The organism is Paenibacillus sp. FSL L8-0435, assembly GCF_037965655.1.
GTDB lineage: Bacteria > Bacillota > Bacilli > Paenibacillales > Paenibacillaceae > Paenibacillus.
On sequence record NZ_CP150185.1, the window covers coordinates 3,080,543 to 3,098,048 of the forward strand.

The following is a 17,506-nucleotide window of genomic DNA, read 5'->3' on the forward strand; positions in this document are numbered from 1 at the left end:
TCCTTTTTTGCTATTGAGGAGAGGGGAGATGGAATATTGAGAGTCATCCAGGGGAGATGGAGAGAGTCATCCATTGTCGTCAAACTGATGATTGCTTTTGTACTGGTCATTCTGCCCTTGTACGGGATAAGCATTATGATTACGCAACTCAGCTCCAAACAAATGCAGACGGAGGTGGAGAAAGCACATGAGTCCAAATTGTACTTCTACCATAATCATCTGCAATTCGAATTGGAGCGAATGAGTGCGCTGGTTACCGAATTTTCATTTGATGAACCCATGTCCACGCTAAGTACACGAGCCGCGATTATGAGCAGATATGAAGTCACGTCCAGTCTGAACAACATTCACAATAAGCTGGGTCAGATCATGGTGACGAGTCCCTACATTAGTGATGTGGTGTATTATGTTCCCGCTCTGCATAAACGAGTCAGTGCGGTGGACGGGATTCGGGACGTAGAGGATACCGAGTGGAAGAATCTGCTCGCGACGATGGGGAATCTGAATGGCGAATTATCGCATTCCAATAACGATCTCTATTTCCTGAAAAGTAATCCGTATAACATGAACCATGAGGAGCCACCTAATTTCATATTAGGGATACGCTTGTCTGCTGAAGAACTGAAACACCGTTTGCAGCAGCTGTCGGAAACGGGTGAAAGTGAGATTACACTGAGTTTTGGTGAACAGCAACATGTAGTGATCTCTTCTTCAGAGCAGCCAGCACCTGTAAACCCGATTCGAACAGTTTCACCTGAACCATCCGAGTCCATGCAAGTTACGAAGTTCCAATCTGATCCATATCTATATTATTCGTTACATGATAAGGATCACTCGTTCACGCTGACAGCCACTATTCCGCAAGATGTGCTGAGCGCACCGCTGGAACAATACAACGTATGGTTATGGATGGTGACCTTCATGTCGGTTGTGATCATTGTTGTCTTCTCGTTTTCGATCTACAGATCGATTCACCAACCCTTAGCGGTGCTCATTCGAGGATTCAGGATGGCAGAGCAGGGCCAGACAAGCGTACATATTCCTTCATCCAGACGGGATGAATTCGGCTATTTGTACTCTCGATTCAACCATATGATAGAGCGCTTACATATTTTGATCGATGAGAATTATGTTGCACGGATTCGAACAAGTGAAGCGGAACTCAAGCACCTGCAATCCCAGATTCAACCTCACTTTCTATACAACAGTCTATTCAGCATCAAGCAAATGGCTGAAGTGGAGAATGTGGAGCTCATTCAGGAATTCACCGACTACCTGGGTCAATATTTCAGGTATATGTCCCGTGATTCTCATACGGAAGTATCGTTGGGGGCTGAGATTGACCATGCGCTGGTCTATGCGTCCATTCAAAAAATCCGGTTTGGTTCGAGGATTCAATTGGAATTGGAGGATCTGGATGCAAGGTACAGAGTTATTTCTGTTCCCAGAGTCATGATTCAGCCGATCGTAGAGAATGTGTTTGAGCATGCACTAGCCAAACGTAGCCAGGGAGGTATTCTACAGGTTTCGTACCAAAAGGATCAGGATAACCTGTCTATTCGCATCGAGGATGACGGGGATCAGTTAACCGACGCAACATTGAATTACTTGCAATCCTCCTTCGAAGAGACAGATCGGAAACATGGAAACGAAGAGATAACCGGGCTAATGAATGTGAATCAGCGATTAAGAATCAAATTCGGGGCTGTCTATGGTCTTACAGCACAGCGAAGTGAGCTCGGTGGATTGTGCATTATAGTGAAGATTCCATGGAAAGGGGAGTAGGATTATGCAGCGGATGCTTATTGTCGATGATGAACCTGTTATTCTGGACGGACTGTATGCGTTCTTTCAAAAAGCAAATCTACAGGACATGGAGATAATCAAGGCATACTCTGCCTATGAAGCTATTGATTGGTTGAACTCGGTAAAGATTGATATTGTACTCAGCGATATCTGTATGCCTGGCATGGATGGCATGCAGTTGATTGAGCAGATTATGGACCGGTGGCCACGATGCAAAGTTCTATTACTGACGGGACATAACGAATTCGATTATGCACACCAAGCCATTCGAAATCCTTGCGTTGTTGATTACCTGTTAAAGACAGAGGGCATGAACCACATTCGGGCTGCAGTAGAACGGGCATTAGCACAGATCTCGGAAGAGAATGATTTTCGCTACCAAGCTGCCTGGTTTCGCAGTAAATTACCGCGAGCGCTGCCCCAGTTACAGCGTCAATTGCTGCTGGATGTACTTAAGCGAACGGATAGACATGATACCGTTTCACTTCAAGAAGAACTGGATGCTGTGCAGCTACCTTTCGAATCCGATCAACTCGTTATTCCAGTGATCATCCGGGTAGAAGAATGGAACAACTATCAATCCCAGGCGGATCGCAGTCTAATCCGCTATGCCGTTGCCAATGTTGCGGAGGAGTTGCTGCAAGACAAGGCCAGGGTGAAGGCGATTGATCTGGACACTCAGATCATCGCTTGTTTTATTCAATCGCAAGAGGCGCATTCGTCACACGTATCTAATACGCAAGGGGAACGAGGGAGTCAGCTGGACAGCTGGAACCAGACCCTTCGTTTTGTCTATGGCACACTGGAGTCTGTGCAGCAATCCTGTGCGGACTGCCTGAACCTGTCTGTATCCATTATGGTCAGCGAGCAAGCGGTAGAGTGGAGCAGGGTTAATCAGGCGATCGCGCAGTTACGCCTGTCGATTCATGAGAGCCCCGGGTTTGGGATGGAGAAGCTCTTGCGTGTAAATATCCAGGATGAATTGCCATACACCCCTAGCATTATGAATCAACAGGGTGTTGTAGCGCTGCATCTGGATCAGATCAAACAGCGAATAACCGCCGGGGATCGGGAATGGATAGAGTCATTCCATAAATGGACCGAGGCGGCGAAGGAGGGACTTCAAGATCCGTTCTTTCGCATGAAAACGTATACGGGTGCAGCTAGTATACTCATTGAAGTCCTGCATGAACTAGGGTTGTACGAGTCGGCAATGGACGAAATATCGCTGTCCCAAATGCTGCATTTTGACATCCATACGGCATGGTCCGATCTGGTCATCTTTTATCAATCGGCATACGAATGGATGATCTCCAAACGAAGCGATGCCCGCGTGAACGACCAATCACAGATTCTGATTACGATCCATCAATACATCAAGCACCATCTGGAGGATGACCTCTCACTCACACGGATCGCACAGGAAGTCTCTCTTAACCCTTCTTATCTGTCGCGTTGGTATAAACGAATTACAGGTAAAGGCATATCCGACTACATCCATGACCGTAGAGTGGAGCGAAGCAAAGAGTTGCTTCTGGGTTCTTCTTGCAAGATGCATGAAATATCTGCGAAGGTTGGATTTAGCGATCAGCATTATTTTTATCGTTTCTTCAAAAAAGCAACAGGCTGCACCCCTCAAGAGTATCGGGATCAGAAAAGTTAAATGATATTTCAAATGGTAAATCAAAGATACCAGATGTCAACGGGGTACACTCGAAGTGATAGCGCTTTCTTTATAAAATAAAATTATATATAAGATGAGTCAAATTAAACCTTGAACGGAGAGAGCAGAAAAAAACTGAAGAAGCGAAGCGTTCACCTTTATCAACAGATTTCACCCATAGAAAAAGGGATAAAGGAAATCTGGGGATAACAGTGATCGGAAGGTTATTCTGCTATCGGAGTGGATGTTTAATATTTATAGTTCATCTTATATACCTCACGGGAGGAGAAAAAAGGGGGATTCGCATGAATATATCATTCAAGAAGTTCTCATTATTAACATTAACCATGGTGCTGGCCACCACGCTTGCTGCCTGTTCGTCTGGTGCGGGAAGCGCCGAGAATGAAGCAGCGCCGAATACACAGCAGGATGCGGGAGGACCACTTACGAAATATGACCCACCCATTAAATTGACTTCCACCATGAATGAAACAGGGAAAGAATCGCTCGCCCAAGGAGATACACACGCCAACAACATCTGGACCAGAGGGTACAAGGATGAACTCGGTATTGATGTAACGTACGAATGGATCGTTCCGGATGCCAATTATAACGATAAGATGAATGTCACGCTGGCGAGTGGTGATCTGCCGGATGTACTGAAAGTAAGTGCTGTTCAATTCGAACAACTTCATGAAGCGGGAATGCTGGAGGATCTGACCGAAGTATATGACAAGTATGCATCCGAACTGGTGAAGGAGTTCATGGCTGCTGAGGATGGAGCAGGTCTGAAGCCGGTAACGAAGGATGGGAAAATATATGCCATGGTAAGCTTCCCGGGCTCGCTGGATTCTTCTGATATGATCTGGATACGCCAGGATTGGCTAAAAAAGGTCGGTCTTGAGGCACCCAAATCCATGCAGGATGTCATCCAGATTGCAGAAGCCTTTACCTTCGAAGATCCAGACGGAAATGGCAAAGATGATACGTACGGTATTGCCTTGAACAAAGATTTACCTATAAATGCGTTCTTGCTCGGTTATCATGGTTACCTCGAAACCTGGATTAAGGATGCTTCAGGTCAAGTCGTGAATGGAACGATCCAACCGGAAGTGAAAGAAGGATTGCGTGAACTTCAGACTCTGTATCAGAAGGGTGTGCTTGATCCCGAATTTGGCGTGAAGGATTTTGCTAAAATGATGGAGGATGTGAATGCAGGTAAGTCAGGCATGTTCTTCCTGCCACAATGGGCACCATTTCAGGTTAGCAGCATGATTAAGAAAGACAAAAACATCGACTGGATGGCTTACCCGGTTCAATCGATTGATGATCAGCCAGCCAAAACACAGAATCATCTTAGTCTGGGCGGTATATTTGCCGTTCGCAAAGGCTACGAGCATCCAGAAGCGTTGATTAAACTTCTTAATTTTCAGGCTGAAAAAATGTTCGGTGAGTCTGCCAAGGAAGAACGGGCTGCTTATTTGAATGGACTGACAGGTCTTGGTTTTCATAATGCGACAGTCTCCAACCTGCCAGCCAACAAAAATGTGAAAGCACAGGATGAAGTAGAGCAGGCGCTCAAAACAGGAGATACCTCTGGATTGGAACTCGAAGCGAAGCTGTTCTATGACGATATTATGGATTATCGGAATGGGAATCTCGATAAGTGGCATATGGAGCGTATCTTTGGCCCAGAGAGTTCACAAGGTGTGATTAAATACTATCGGGATAATGACCTGATTGTTATGAATGAATTCATCTATGCACCAACGAGAACGATGAATACCAAACAGGCAACACTTGATAAACTGAGAGCCGAGACGTTTCTGAAAATCATCTATGGTAATTTGTCGATTGACGAGTTCGATAACTTTGTAGCCAATTGGAAGAAACTTGGCGGGGATCAGATCACACAAGAAGTGAACGACACCATCGCAGCTAACCAATAAAAGGGTTGAACTTCATAAGATCAAAGAAAAAATAGAAATGGTGCGCTCCCCTAAGGAGAGGCACCGTTTTTTTAATTGGGATTATCTGCGTTTCAATAACAGAACCCCACTGATTTCAGACGTTTTGTAGCGGTATACCACTTTGAATCCAATATCATTGTCCAGCAAGCAGTTCAGTGCATTGATCAGCCGTGCACCAGGAACCAGTGTGAATGTACATGGAGATGTATTACCAATTACACGCACACTTTGGATTCTGCGCGCAGAACCGGGAATGAGCGGATTTCTAGACCAGTAGATTAATACCAGATCCGGTTGTGGAACAGCATTGACACGAGCCATACTAATCATCTCTTTTCTATTAAAGGTTCTTAATAGTAGATGAAAAGTAGAGGAAAGGGTGTTAGACGGAAGACATGATGTTTAATAAATAGACTCTACTTATTCGTTGAGTGCTGTTTGGATGGCAACTTGTCCCCTGGCGTTCCCTTGCTGTTGTTTTTATTGTGACGCGCTTTTTCGGCATTTTCGTTAACTTTCTTCACAAAATCTTGAGTACTTTCCATTGTAAATTACAGCTCCTTCCATAAGCAAAATGTGTATTCCGATTGTTAATATAACCACTGGCAAGTGATATTATTTTGGTGACATCGCTAAATTTAATTCTGATTCCACATTCCTAGGTCAGTTGGGACATACTGGACATGGGAGGTTCATGCATCTAAACTAGATAGACCAGACACACTAAGAAGGGATGCGCAGATCCATACCATGTTGCAGAAATTCGGGTTTACACAATATGAAAGTCAGGTATACGAGGCTATATTCGCGCAGGATGAACCACTTGATGCCACATCGATTGTAAATTACTCCAACGTTCCCAAAGCCAAGATCTATGAAGTGCTTAATCGCCTGATCGACAAGGGAACGGTGCTGACAACGATGGATGGGAAGAAGAAACTATATATGGCGGTGGATCTTCAGTCCATTATCCATAAGATCAAGGCTGATTTTGAGAAAGATATTGAGGAATTGAAAAGTTACAAAATCAAACGTACATTCACCGATGAACATATCTGGACGTTAAAAGATGAGTCGTCCATCGCATCGAATATCGAACAGCTTATCGAGGAAGCAGATTCATCAATTCTTTTTCTGGCCTGGAATGAGCGAATGGAGAAATATCGTGAACTGCTGGAGCAGAAGGAAAAGCAGGGCGTATACGTTGAAGTACTTGCCGTTGGGGGCATGGAGACATCCTTAAACCGGATATACTCGTTAATCCCATTGCTAGATGCACCGGAACCTTCACAGCTGCTTATTGTGGATCATGCATATCTGCTGTTTGCCGGTGTGGAGCATGATTCATGGCGAGCGATCAAGACGATGTCCAAACCGATTGTTAAAGCGATGACGGATTATTTCTACCATGATGTTGCACTTACTCAGATTACCAAAAAATACGGTGACCAACTATTACAGGATGCTGAAATCGAGAAACTGCTCACCAGGTTGATCTATTAAAACTATTCTCTCGCAGGATAGTTTTTTTTGTTATATCTTTGTTTGAAAAAAACATGAAAATAACTATTGAAACTTTCATTTTTATGGGTTACTATCGTAGTTGTAACTTTTTGAGGAGGATTCAACATGAATAAGAAAGTATATGTGCTCGCTATCGCAGCATTTGTGGTTGGAACCGTTGAACTGATCTTGGGCGGAATTCTGGACCTGATTGCTACGGATCTTCATCTTTCCTTGGCGAAAGCCGGGTATTTAATCTCTATTTTCTCACTTGTCTATGCGTTGTCTGCGCCGATTTTGTTAAATATGACGGCCAGATTCGAGCGTAAAAAAGTATATATGTGTACGCTATTTGTTTTTCTGATCAGTAACCTGATCTCTGCATTCAGTACCAGCTTTTACATGCTGATGGCGGGCAGAGCACTCGGAGCCGCAACGGGTTCACTTATTTTTGTGCTCTCCCTGACCCTTGCAGCACGTATTGTGGAACCACAATACAAAGGACGTGCCGTGGGGATCATTACCATGGGAGGCAGCGCATCGCTTATCCTGGGTGTACCACTTGGTATCTTTGTAGGTAACTTGGCAGGCTGGCGTGAGGTGTTTATGTTGATCGCTGTTCTAACCGCAGTGGTTATGATGGCCATCTGGATTGCGATGGACCGTGTTCAGCCTATTCCTGCCGTATCTCTGAAGAAACAGCTTACGGCTCTGTGGAATCCAAAAATGTTGGCAATCCATGCTACAACTTTGCTTGTGCTTGCGGGCCATTTGACTTTATATGCGTATTTCACGCCATTTTTGCAAGAAACGCTGGGTGCCAGCGCCACGATGGTTACCTTTATCTATATGATGTTTGGGATCGCCGCTGTTGCAGGTGGAGGCATAGGTGGCATGTTATCCGATCGTCTGCATCCTGCCAAAGCCATTGTCATTGTGCTGATTCCCTTTATTGTGACTATGGCTGTCATTCCGTTCAGTGTAGGATTGCCTTTGATCGCATTCTTGCTATTGTTAAGCATCTGGAGTGCATTGAGTTGGACGGTTACGCCCGTTCAGAATAGTCTCATTATCAAAACTTCGCCGGAAACAGCCGAAACGCTAATCAGTACCAATTCAGGAATTGCACATGCAGGTATTGCACTGGGTACCTATATCGGTGGCATGGTGATTGATCATTCATCGATTCTGAACACTGGATGGGTTGGTTCTGTTCTGATTTTGCTTGGTTTGGTGTCTGCCATCTATGCCATTAGCGTTAAGGAAAAAACCGTTCAGGCGGTTGCTTAGAATAAAGAAATTGGAGATTGGACAAAAGGCTTGAACCTCTGCATTCCCATAGTTTAATGGGTGTAGAGGTTTTTTTATTGTTGATACACTAGAGTACGCGTCAGTAGATTAAACCATTTTCATATCGAGAAAAACTTGCTTTATTCATGGTAATCTATATAATTAAAAGAGTTTTAAAAAGTGTTATTTAATGTTGAATTACATGATGTGTAAAGAGGGAGCGGTGATCATGACTACGAAGACGGAAAAACAGAAAATGCTGGATGGCGAGCTGTACATGGCTTCGGATCTTCAATTGTCTGAGGACAGAGAGTATGCAAGAAAAATGACGCGGACGTTCAATCAAACGACGGAAACGGACGGTGAGCTTCGCACCAAGTTATTGAAGGAACTGTTGGGATCTACAGGTGAACACCTGGGTATGGAACCTAATATTCATGTGGATTATGGATATAACATTCATGTAGGCAATCATTTTTATACCAATTTTAATTGTACGATATTAGATGTGTGTGAAGTTCGTATTGGAGACCATTGCTTAATGGGGCCAGATGTACATATCTATACGGCTACTCATCCACTGCATCCGCATGAACGCAATACGGGTGCAGAATACGGCAAGCCAGTCACGATTGGCAATAATGTATGGATTGGTGGTAGAGCCGTTATTAATCCGGGGGTTACCATTGGAGACAACGTGGTCATTGCTTCCGGGTCTGTGGTTACAAAGGATGTTCCCGATAATATGATTGTTGGCGGCAATCCTGCTAGAATCATAAGAGAGATTGAGCTTTAATTTATTTTTAGATAGAAGATGGGAAGTGCTTACGAAATGATGACTGAAAAAGAGAAATCCCAATTAGGGCTCTTATATAACGCCAATTATGATCAAGAGTTAATTGAAGAGCGTTTACATGCCAAGGGACTTTGTTACGATTATAACCAGCTTCATCCAGCCAAGATCAATGAAAGAGAAGCGTTAATCAAGAAACTGCTGGGGAAAACGACGGATCGTTTCCTGATTGAACAGCCATTTTTATGTGATTACGGCTATAATATTGAAATTGGTGAGAACTTCTATAGCAATCATAATATTGTCATGCTGGATGGAGGAAAAATCAGTTTTGGAGATAACGTTTTTGTTGCTCCCAATTGCGGATTTTATACGGCAGGCCACCCTTATGATGTTGAGCAGCGCAATGAAGGTCTGGAGATCGTTGGATCCATCACGGTGGGCAATAATGTGTGGATCGGTGGCGGTGTGACGGTTCTTGCCGGAGTGACGATTGGAGATAATACGATCATCGGCGCAGGGAGCGTAGTGACCAAGAGTATACCGTCTGGCGTGATTGCTGCGGGTAATCCTTGCAGGGTCATTCGCAAGATAACGGAAGAAGACAAAACAAAGTACAGCAGGGATGTAGTGAAGTGTCGAGGGACAAGAACATATTCCCATTGAAGTCGCTATTTTAGCGGCTTTTTTTATGTTATCGGTACAAGAACATGTTCCTATTTCCGATTAGACATATAACTAATCTTTATTTTCCCCTTAATTCATTCAACTAACGGAATCGATAGCGTTATGAAACAAAAAAAGCAGTCGATTTACGAGATCGGTTGCTTTTTTCAACTAACGGCCATTTCTCGTGAAAAGATCGGGTACATAGAAGGAGCACTTATTTTCTTAAATGGAAACGATGGTATGCGTTATGTTAATCTGTCTAATAGTGGACACCATTCAGAGAGAGGGATGTTACTTGAGAAGAAACTTATTATACATCGAAGATAATGAGAAGATAGGTAAATTGGTAAAGGAGGAATTAGAACAGCGAGGCTTTTCGGTTCAATGGCTACTTAGTGGTGAGGGAGCTGAAAAAGATGTACATCAGTATGAAGTCGTTATTTTGGATATCATGTTACCTGGCTTAGACGGATTTACTGTGGGAAAACGATTAAAAAAGGTAGCTCCTGATGTTCCGATATTGCTGTTATCTGCTCGAACATCGATCGATGATAAGGTAGATGGTTTACAATTTGCCGATGACTATGTAACGAAACCATTCCATACAGATGAATTAGTTGCAAGATTAGAAGTACTAATCCGGCGAAGTGGCGGAATACATTCCGAACGCATTTCATTAGGAAATCATATTGAAGTAGATCTAGGAGTCAAAATGATATTTGATAAACGCACAGGTGAAGAAATTATATTGACAGGGAAACAACATCGAATATTAATGTACTTCTTACGCCACCCTAATCAAGTTCTGCCAAAAGAACAAATCTATGAGGCTATTTGGGAAGAAGCTTATATTACTGGTGATAAAACATTAATGGTACATATCCGTCGGCTGCGTCAGAAGTTGGAACGTAATCCAAATTCCCCGGAGATTATAGAAACGTTGAAGGGAATAGGATATCGGGTGAAATTATGAGACAGAATAGGTCATTATTTCGCCGTTTTCTAAAAGTACATTTTCTATTTATCTTTTTTCCTCCCATAGTGCTTATTTTCTTCAGTGCGTTTGTTGGGTTTGCGGGTAGTATCCATGAAGAAGATCTGAATACGTTGAATTTATTTTATATCACTGTTCTATTATTTAGTTTTATCATGGTTGCATTTGTTGTTTTGTCTTGGTTGTTCTTCTTGAAACTTCGCAAACGTCTCACCTACTTACAAGAATTCATGTCGTTTTCAGCTACAAATCACTCATTTCCTAAACCAATATCGGTTCAGAGTGATCGCATGGATGAAATAGACCAGTTAGGGAGTTCCTTTAATTGGATGATTCAGCAGCTTGAGGACAGCCGCAAGCGGGAAAATGAAGAGGAATCATTAAGACATCGGCTCATCGCGAATTTATCTCACGACTTACGAACGCCACTTACTATTTTGAGAGGACATGTCACCAGGTTAAATGAGGAATCAATTAGTTTGGAAGGACAAAACTCATTAACGGAAATGAACCATACAATTACAAGAGTCGGAGAGCTAATGGATGATTTACTTTCTTATACCTTGATTACATCAGGGAAACATCCTTTTCATCCGACTTCAACAGATATTGGACGCTTAGTAAGAGCATCAGTTGCTGCGTGGTATCCTGCATTTGAAGAACAAGCAATTCGGATCGATGTTGATTCACCGGCAGAGAAGACTTTTTATTGGGAAGTAGATCCTAAATGGATGACACGAGTTCTGGATAACTTATTTCAGAATGTTCTTCGGCATGCAGCAAAGGGGGAATATGCAAACATTGTAGTTGATATAGAAAATGAACAGATTATTATTGAAGACAGAGGTCCGGGTATGAATAACTCATCCGATGAGCGCGGGGTGGGGATTGGCTTATCGGCTTCAAAATATATGTTGAAAAAAATGAAGTTGAAAGCTGTCTTTACATCCAATAAAAATGGCACAAGAATAGCTATTGGCAGGGCTTAACCTAAAGTTAACCCAGAAGTAAACAACATGATATCCGAGATGCAACTTTGCTTCTTTATAATTACAACCATAACAGAAGGGATGTGTTATGGTTGATTACCATTAATAACTTAGTCAAACACCGAGGAACCCAAAAAATCTTATCAGGTATCAGTTTCAAAGCCAGACCAGGTAGAGTCACCGGTTTTTTAGGTCCAAATGGGGCAGGGAAAAGTTCTACACTTCGTATCCTGCTTGGATTAGATCGTGCCTCCTCAGGGAGTGCACTAATTAATGAAAAGCCATTTGCAGAATTACACAATCCTTTAGTAACTGTAGGCGCTGCAATGGATGGATCGGGAGCTCATCGCATGCGAACAGGACGGGCGCACTTACGTTGGATTGCTCGTGCCGCAGGCTTGCCTCGCTCACGTGTCGAGGAAGTTTTGGAAATAGTAGGTCTTACTACTGCGGCGGGCAAAAGAGTCGGGAGTTATTCACTTGGTATGGGGAAAAGACTTGGGATGGCAGCTGCACTACTTGGCGATCCAAAAATATTGATTTTGGACGAACCCGTAAACGGGCTCGACCCGGAAGGGATTCGCTGGATTCGGACATTTTTACGTGAACGTGCCGCGTCTGGAAACACCGTGTTACTATCCAGTCATCTAATGGGAGAGCTTGCAGAGACGGTTGATGATGTGGTGATTATTAAGCATGGGAAAATCGTTGCAGATGGAACATTGGAAGAAGTCATAGGTACCCATTCCACGCTAGAGGAATCCTTTTTTGCCCTGACATCTGAACGTGCAGGGAATGCTCTATGAGAGCAATCAACGCTGAACTGTCTAAATTACTTTCCCTGCCGGGCATTTGGCTTGCTCTTTTTATTGGAGCATTTGCTCCAGCGGTCTTTGCTGCATTGGATAGTCTAACACAAAAAGCGGACATTATAGCTGGAATCAGCACACGCCTAGCGGAAGTCGGCTATATTGGATTAGGTTTTGGGGTACAAGGCGTCATCATCCTTGGTGTGCTTGCTGTAAGCAGTGAGTATTTGACAGAGAGCAGTGAATCTGGTGGAGGACAACAGATGACAACCAGTTTATCTGTTGTTTCATCCCGACTTTATGTTTTGTTGGCAAAAGGAGGCGCCGTAACAGTAATTAGCGCATTGCTTTGTATGGTTGCTATTATAATAATGGTGCCCACAACGCATCTTATTCTTGATGAATATGCTCCTGCATTTGAATGGTCCAGACTGTTCGGTGCCCTTTGTTACTGGATATTTACCGCTCTTTTAGCAGTTGGGTTCACTGTTCTAACTAAAAATGGCGTTATACCTCTTGCTGTGCTCATGATCAACTCATCCATCGTATCATTTAGTGTTCTGCTTTCTAAGATTACGACGTTGGCGATGTACTTACCCGATCGGGCTGGCATTGATATGTTTATGTCTATGAGTGACAGATTCCACACTCCGTTCATAGGCGGTTTAGTCATGTTTGCTTGGGTATTTGTTCTCTTCATTATTGCAGCTATTGTATTCTATAGGAGGGACGTTGCAGCATGAGTGTCTCTTCTAGTAAAAAGATAACACCAATTCTCAGTGCTGAACTGGGCAAACTCGTTACATTACCATGGATATGGTTCACTCTTACGGGAGCGTTCATTGTCAATTTAGTTCTAGCTGTAGCGTTTACTTCTATTGGCCAACAAGGGGCTGCAGGAACTCAAAGGATGGTGGATACAGGACTTGCGTCTATGGGATATCTTCAAGCAGGGTTTATTATTCTTGGAATCTTAACAACTTGTTCGGAGTATACCGGCGGACGGATTCGAACCACTTTAACTGTGACACCTTGGCGTGGGTTTCAATTATCCGCGAAGCATCTGGCATTGGCTATTATAGCTATTCCCGCGGCGTTTATTATGGTTGCATCAGGTGTGCTATATGCTTTTGTTATGATGAGAGACACAAAAGTGATTGAGATGAACACATTAATTAAAACATTAGTAGGTGCAACAGGCTATTTAACAATGACTAGTCTTCTCAGTGCAGCTATAGGTGCTTTAATTAGACGAACGACTCCTGTACTAGTCATTCTGCTTGGGTATTATTTTGTTGTCAGTCCATTGGCAAGAAATTATCTGCCTGGTATTAAACATGTTTTTCCGGATACGGCAGGATATTATATGTATAGGTCGCTTTCCTCTGATGAAATGAATGTCCTTACACCAATGCAAGGGACAGGCATTTCAATGTTATGGACACTGATCTTTATTATATTTTCTGTTGTATTATACCGTAAGCAAGATGCCTAAGCGATCAATGGTCAGAGATATTCATAAAACAAAGGTAACCAAAAACTTGTTGTTGTATAATCATGGTAAACACAGATATGTGAGGAGAGAGTTTGCACAGAAAAAGGTTTTTTTAAGGATGCTGAAGAGGTCATAGCAAGAATAAGTAATTATGTAACTTTTGCTGCGTTTGGTATCGTGTGTTTTTACAAGAGGAATGGAAGTCAAGAATCAAAATGAAGAATGATTTAAGCAATAAACGAGATGGAGGTGAAATTGTCCAGCAGCTACCGTTCGAATTAATCATAGTCCAAAAACTAGACGTTAAAGATAGCACGATGAATGTGTCAACAGTAAATCATTACGCTAACGGGAAACGATAGCTCTATAATACAAAGAAAGCAGCTGATTAATGTGATCAGCTGCTTTTGTTCAGAATAGTTAAGTACCCATCACGACACAGTTGGAAATCGAAGGATATTTAAAGTCAATTTCAATTGTCCAAGGCAAGAACATTGTGTCATCGCGGATTAAATTGTTATCTAAATATTATCTTGAGATAAATTATGTGGTGGGATAAGGCTCAAATCATTCTCTGAAGGCAAAATCTCCGTTCCACTTCTGAATAGAGTGGGATATTTAATCTGTTTCATTAAGCTAATAGCAGGTTAGCTTACCTAAATGTAAGTCAAGAGGGAACAGAACTTGTTCTCTTTATCGATTAGATAAATGTCAAAACAAAAAAATCATTTACTTAAAAAAAACATATAGTGAAGAATATTATATTAGCCATTGAGAATACCCGATGTTTATCATCGGGTATTTTTAATAAAATCCCCAGACAGAAAACATGCCAAGGTATCGTATAACCGACACTTTTTCATGTGATAATGTCTGGGGGATAGAAGAATGGATCTGTTACATTTGCTTAAAGAACCTTAACGTTGCAAACTTTTTCCGTTACTGCTGATCACTTCTTTGTACCAATGGAAGGATTTCTTGCGATAACGTTCGAGTGTTCCTGATCCATCGTCATGACGATCCACATAGATATAACCATAACGTTTTTTCAACTGGGCAGAAGACGCACTGACCACATCAATGCAACCCCATGATGTATAACCCATAATTTCAACTCCGTCTTCAATGGCTTCGCCAACCTGAACCAGATGATCATTCAGATACTGGATTCGGTAGTCATCTTCTACTGTTTTCTCACCGTCCGCACCCGTGATCAATTCGTCCACAGCTCCCAGGCCATTCTCTACAATAAACAGCGGTTTTTGATAGCGGTCATAGAACATGTTAAGCACATAACGCAATCCTTGCGGGTCAATCTGCCATCCCCATTCACTTGCTGGCAGATAAGGGTTTGGTACACCCCCAAGAAGGTTACCTTCACCTGCGATTTGTTTCTCCGGGTCTGCTGTCTGACAGATACTCATGTAATAACTGAAAGAGATAAAGTCTACTGTATTCAGTAACATTTCCTCGTCGCCAGCTTCCATCTGAATCTCGATTCCATTTTCACGGAAGTAACGTTTCATATAACCAGGGTAGCGACCTCTTACGTGTACATCGCCGAAGAAATAGTTGCTATGTTCGAATTCCATGACTTTAATCATATCGTCTGGATTTGGTGTCAGCGGATAGGTAGGCATACTGAGCATCATACAACCAATCTGTGCCGTAGGAATGATCTCATGACAGAGTTTCACAGCGGAAGCACTGGCTACAAACTCATGATGGATCGCCTGATAGAGATCTTGCTTGCTAAGCTTCTCCTTAGGCGTGTAGATGCCTCCACTCATGAAGGGTGCTTCAAGAATGGAGTTGATTTCGTTGAAAGTAAGCCAGTATTTTACTCTGTTTTTATAACGTTTAAATACGGCAGTTACATAACGCTCATAAAATCCAACCATTTTCCGGTTAACCCAGCCGTCGTATTCTTTGGACAAGTGAAGAGGTGTCTCATAGTGGGATAGCGTAACCAGTGGTTCAATCCCGTATTTGTGGCATTCGTCAAACAGATCGTCGTAGAATTGCAGACCTTCTTCATTTGGTTCCAGCTCGTCCCCTTTTGGGAAAATCCGGGACCAGGCGATGGAAGTACGGAATACCTTGAAGCCCATCTCGGCAAACAGTTTCACATCTTCCTTGTAGCGATGATATAGATCGATACCGATCAGTTTCATGTTATCTTCGGTTGGTTCTTCCGTGATTGGCCCCATGATACCTTTGGGAGCTACATCCTGTGTAGATAATCCTTTGCCGCCTTGATTGTATGCACCTTCAGCCTGATTGGCTGCAATTGCGCCACCCCACAGGAAATTTTCCGGGAATTGATAAGTATGATTTTGAGAGTTGCTCATGTGTATCGCTCCATTCATCAAATTGATATTAAGATGATTCATATATGACATAAAAAAAGCTTAAACGTTGTAACGGGTTACACGTCAAGTTTTACTTTTGACCCAGATCTGAGGCATACTATTATTCTATAGTTTTTTAGCAAGAAGGGAGTCTCCGATGTCCAAGTTTGATGAAATTATGAAGCGGTCCGGTTACTCAAAAGCGACAGTGTCACGCGTGATTAATCATTCTCCGCATGTTAGTGATGAAGCAAGACAGATCATCACGGATATTATGAAACAGTTGAATTATATTCCCAACCGAAATGCCATATCGCTATCTACAGGGCAAACGAAGCAGATTGGAATTGTGACTTCTACCACAGGTGAGATCATTCTTACATTCATGAATCAATTCATTGATACAGCCATGGATTTTGGGTTTCAGACGATTATCTATACATCCCGTGGAGATCCGGAGATTGAATTGCAGGCATTCGAAGATCTGCGCAGTAAACGAGTCGATGGGCTAGTTATTATTGCTTGTGTCAATGATCCTCGGAAATTAAAGGCGTATATGGAATACGGTCCGATTGTCTCCTGGCAGCGAATGGGGAATGACGAGATTCCGTCTGTTGCGATGGATCAGGCAGAAGGGTATAAGTTAGCTCTGGAGCATCTGGTATCAAGAGGATACACCCGAATTGCGAATGCATTTGGCAGGGCTGAAAGTTTGAATACCCAGAGCCGCCGAGAAGCCTATGAATCTTTCATGAAGAGCAGAGGGTTGCATGTGTGGACTGAAGCATATCAATATTCCGTATTTAGCTCCTCCGATGGCGAAGAAGCGATGCGAAGAATGGCTGAAGGGTCAGAACTTCCACAGGCCGTATTATGTTCAAATGATTATGCAGCCATCGGTATTCTGAGTGAAGCACGCAGACGGAATATTCAGGTACCGGAACAACTTGCCATTGTGGGGTTTGATGATATCGAGCTTTCCCGTGTTCTTGGAATCACGACCATACATAATCCGATTGCGGAGCAAGCTACCCAGGCTTTCCATCTATTGTGGGCCGTATTGGGTAAAGTGGAGTTGCAGACCGAACAGCTGACATACCAGCTGATTGAGCGTGAGACGACTTGAATCCGTAAGACCTGATGCTGGAATCTGGTTTTATGGATTCAATAATTA

16 protein-coding genes are annotated in these 17,506 nt (G+C 42.9%); 13 read left to right on the forward strand and 3 right to left on the reverse strand.

Annotated elements, in window-relative coordinates:
• Positions 1–36 precede the first annotated feature (36 nt).
• The 3 genes from NST33_RS13450 (at position 37) to NST33_RS13460 (ending at position 5,418) form a co-directional block, all read left to right on the forward strand.
• A complete protein-coding gene (locus NST33_RS13450) occupies positions 37–1,785 on the forward strand; it encodes a histidine kinase (RefSeq protein WP_339308231.1) in 1,749 nt (582 codons plus the stop codon).
• 4 nt (positions 1,786–1,789) lie between these two features.
• On the forward strand, positions 1,790–3,469 hold the full coding sequence (locus NST33_RS13455; protein ID WP_339308233.1) for a response regulator: 1,680 nt from the start codon (positions 1,790–1,792) through the stop codon (positions 3,467–3,469).
• A 305-nt stretch (positions 3,470–3,774) separates the two neighbouring features.
• A complete protein-coding gene (locus NST33_RS13460) occupies positions 3,775–5,418 on the forward strand; it encodes an extracellular solute-binding protein (RefSeq protein WP_339184783.1) in 1,644 nt (547 codons plus the stop codon).
• 81 nt (positions 5,419–5,499) lie between these two features.
• On the opposite strand, the gene NST33_RS13465 is transcribed toward NST33_RS13460, so the two are convergent.
• Both NST33_RS13465 and NST33_RS13470 read right to left on the reverse strand, forming a co-directional pair.
• The gene (locus tag NST33_RS13465; protein WP_145317749.1) at positions 5,500–5,760 is read right to left on the reverse strand and encodes a hypothetical protein; all 261 of its coding nucleotides are present in this window, start codon (positions 5,758–5,760) and stop codon (positions 5,500–5,502) included.
• 95 nt (positions 5,761–5,855) lie between these two features.
• Positions 5,856–5,984 carry a DUF4023 family protein gene (locus NST33_RS13470; RefSeq protein ID WP_339308236.1) on the reverse strand — a complete coding sequence of 43 codons (129 nt, stop codon included), beginning with the start codon at positions 5,982–5,984 and terminating at the stop codon, positions 5,856–5,858.
• Positions 5,985–6,189: 205 nt separating this feature from the next.
• Here NST33_RS13470 and NST33_RS13475 point away from each other — a divergent pair, with 205 nt between their 5' ends.
• From NST33_RS13475 to NST33_RS13515, 9 genes are all read left to right on the forward strand, one after another.
• A complete protein-coding gene (locus NST33_RS13475) occupies positions 6,190–6,942 on the forward strand; it encodes a helix-turn-helix domain-containing protein (RefSeq protein WP_036670754.1) in 753 nt (250 codons plus the stop codon).
• A gap of 126 nt (positions 6,943–7,068) precedes the next feature.
• Complete coding sequence (locus tag NST33_RS13480; protein WP_339308238.1) at positions 7,069–8,232, forward strand: MFS transporter; 1,164 nt, start codon at positions 7,069–7,071, stop codon at positions 8,230–8,232.
• Positions 8,233–8,461: 229 nt separating this feature from the next.
• The gene (locus tag NST33_RS13485; protein ID WP_339301225.1) at positions 8,462–9,028 is read left to right on the forward strand and encodes a sugar O-acetyltransferase; all 567 of its coding nucleotides are present in this window, start codon (positions 8,462–8,464) and stop codon (positions 9,026–9,028) included.
• Positions 9,029–9,067: 39 nt separating this feature from the next.
• Positions 9,068–9,691 (forward strand): sugar O-acetyltransferase, encoded by a 624-nt coding sequence (locus tag NST33_RS13490; protein ID WP_339308690.1) that lies wholly within the window; start codon positions 9,068–9,070, stop codon positions 9,689–9,691.
• A gap of 298 nt (positions 9,692–9,989) precedes the next feature.
• Complete coding sequence (locus tag NST33_RS13495; RefSeq protein ID WP_339308240.1) at positions 9,990–10,667, forward strand: response regulator transcription factor; 678 nt, start codon at positions 9,990–9,992, stop codon at positions 10,665–10,667.
• The gene (locus NST33_RS13500; protein WP_339308242.1) at positions 10,664–11,677 is read left to right on the forward strand and encodes a HAMP domain-containing sensor histidine kinase; all 1,014 of its coding nucleotides are present in this window, start codon (positions 10,664–10,666) and stop codon (positions 11,675–11,677) included. The genes NST33_RS13495 and NST33_RS13500 overlap by 4 nt, the downstream gene beginning before the upstream one ends.
• An 83-nt stretch (positions 11,678–11,760) precedes the next feature.
• Positions 11,761–12,483: an ATP-binding cassette domain-containing protein gene (locus NST33_RS13505; protein WP_339185394.1), complete on the forward strand. Its 723-nt coding sequence runs from the start codon at positions 11,761–11,763 to the stop codon at positions 12,481–12,483.
• Complete coding sequence (locus NST33_RS13510) at positions 12,480–13,229, forward strand: ABC transporter permease (RefSeq protein WP_339308244.1); 750 nt, start codon at positions 12,480–12,482, stop codon at positions 13,227–13,229. The genes NST33_RS13505 and NST33_RS13510 overlap by 4 nt, the downstream gene beginning before the upstream one ends.
• Complete coding sequence (locus NST33_RS13515; protein WP_339308246.1) at positions 13,226–13,981, forward strand: ABC transporter permease; 756 nt, start codon at positions 13,226–13,228, stop codon at positions 13,979–13,981. The genes NST33_RS13510 and NST33_RS13515 overlap by 4 nt, the downstream gene beginning before the upstream one ends.
• A 917-nt stretch (positions 13,982–14,898) precedes the next feature.
• Here the strand turns inward: NST33_RS13515 and NST33_RS13520 are convergent.
• Positions 14,899–16,332: a glycoside hydrolase family 1 protein gene (locus NST33_RS13520; protein WP_339308248.1), complete on the reverse strand. Its 1,434-nt coding sequence runs from the start codon at positions 16,330–16,332 to the stop codon at positions 14,899–14,901.
• Positions 16,333–16,489: 157 nt separating this feature from the next.
• Here NST33_RS13520 and NST33_RS13525 point away from each other — a divergent pair, with 157 nt between their 5' ends.
• Positions 16,490–17,458 carry a LacI family DNA-binding transcriptional regulator gene (locus tag NST33_RS13525; protein WP_339308250.1) on the forward strand — a complete coding sequence of 323 codons (969 nt, stop codon included), beginning with the start codon at positions 16,490–16,492 and terminating at the stop codon, positions 17,456–17,458.
• Positions 17,459–17,506: the final 48 nt, after the last annotated feature.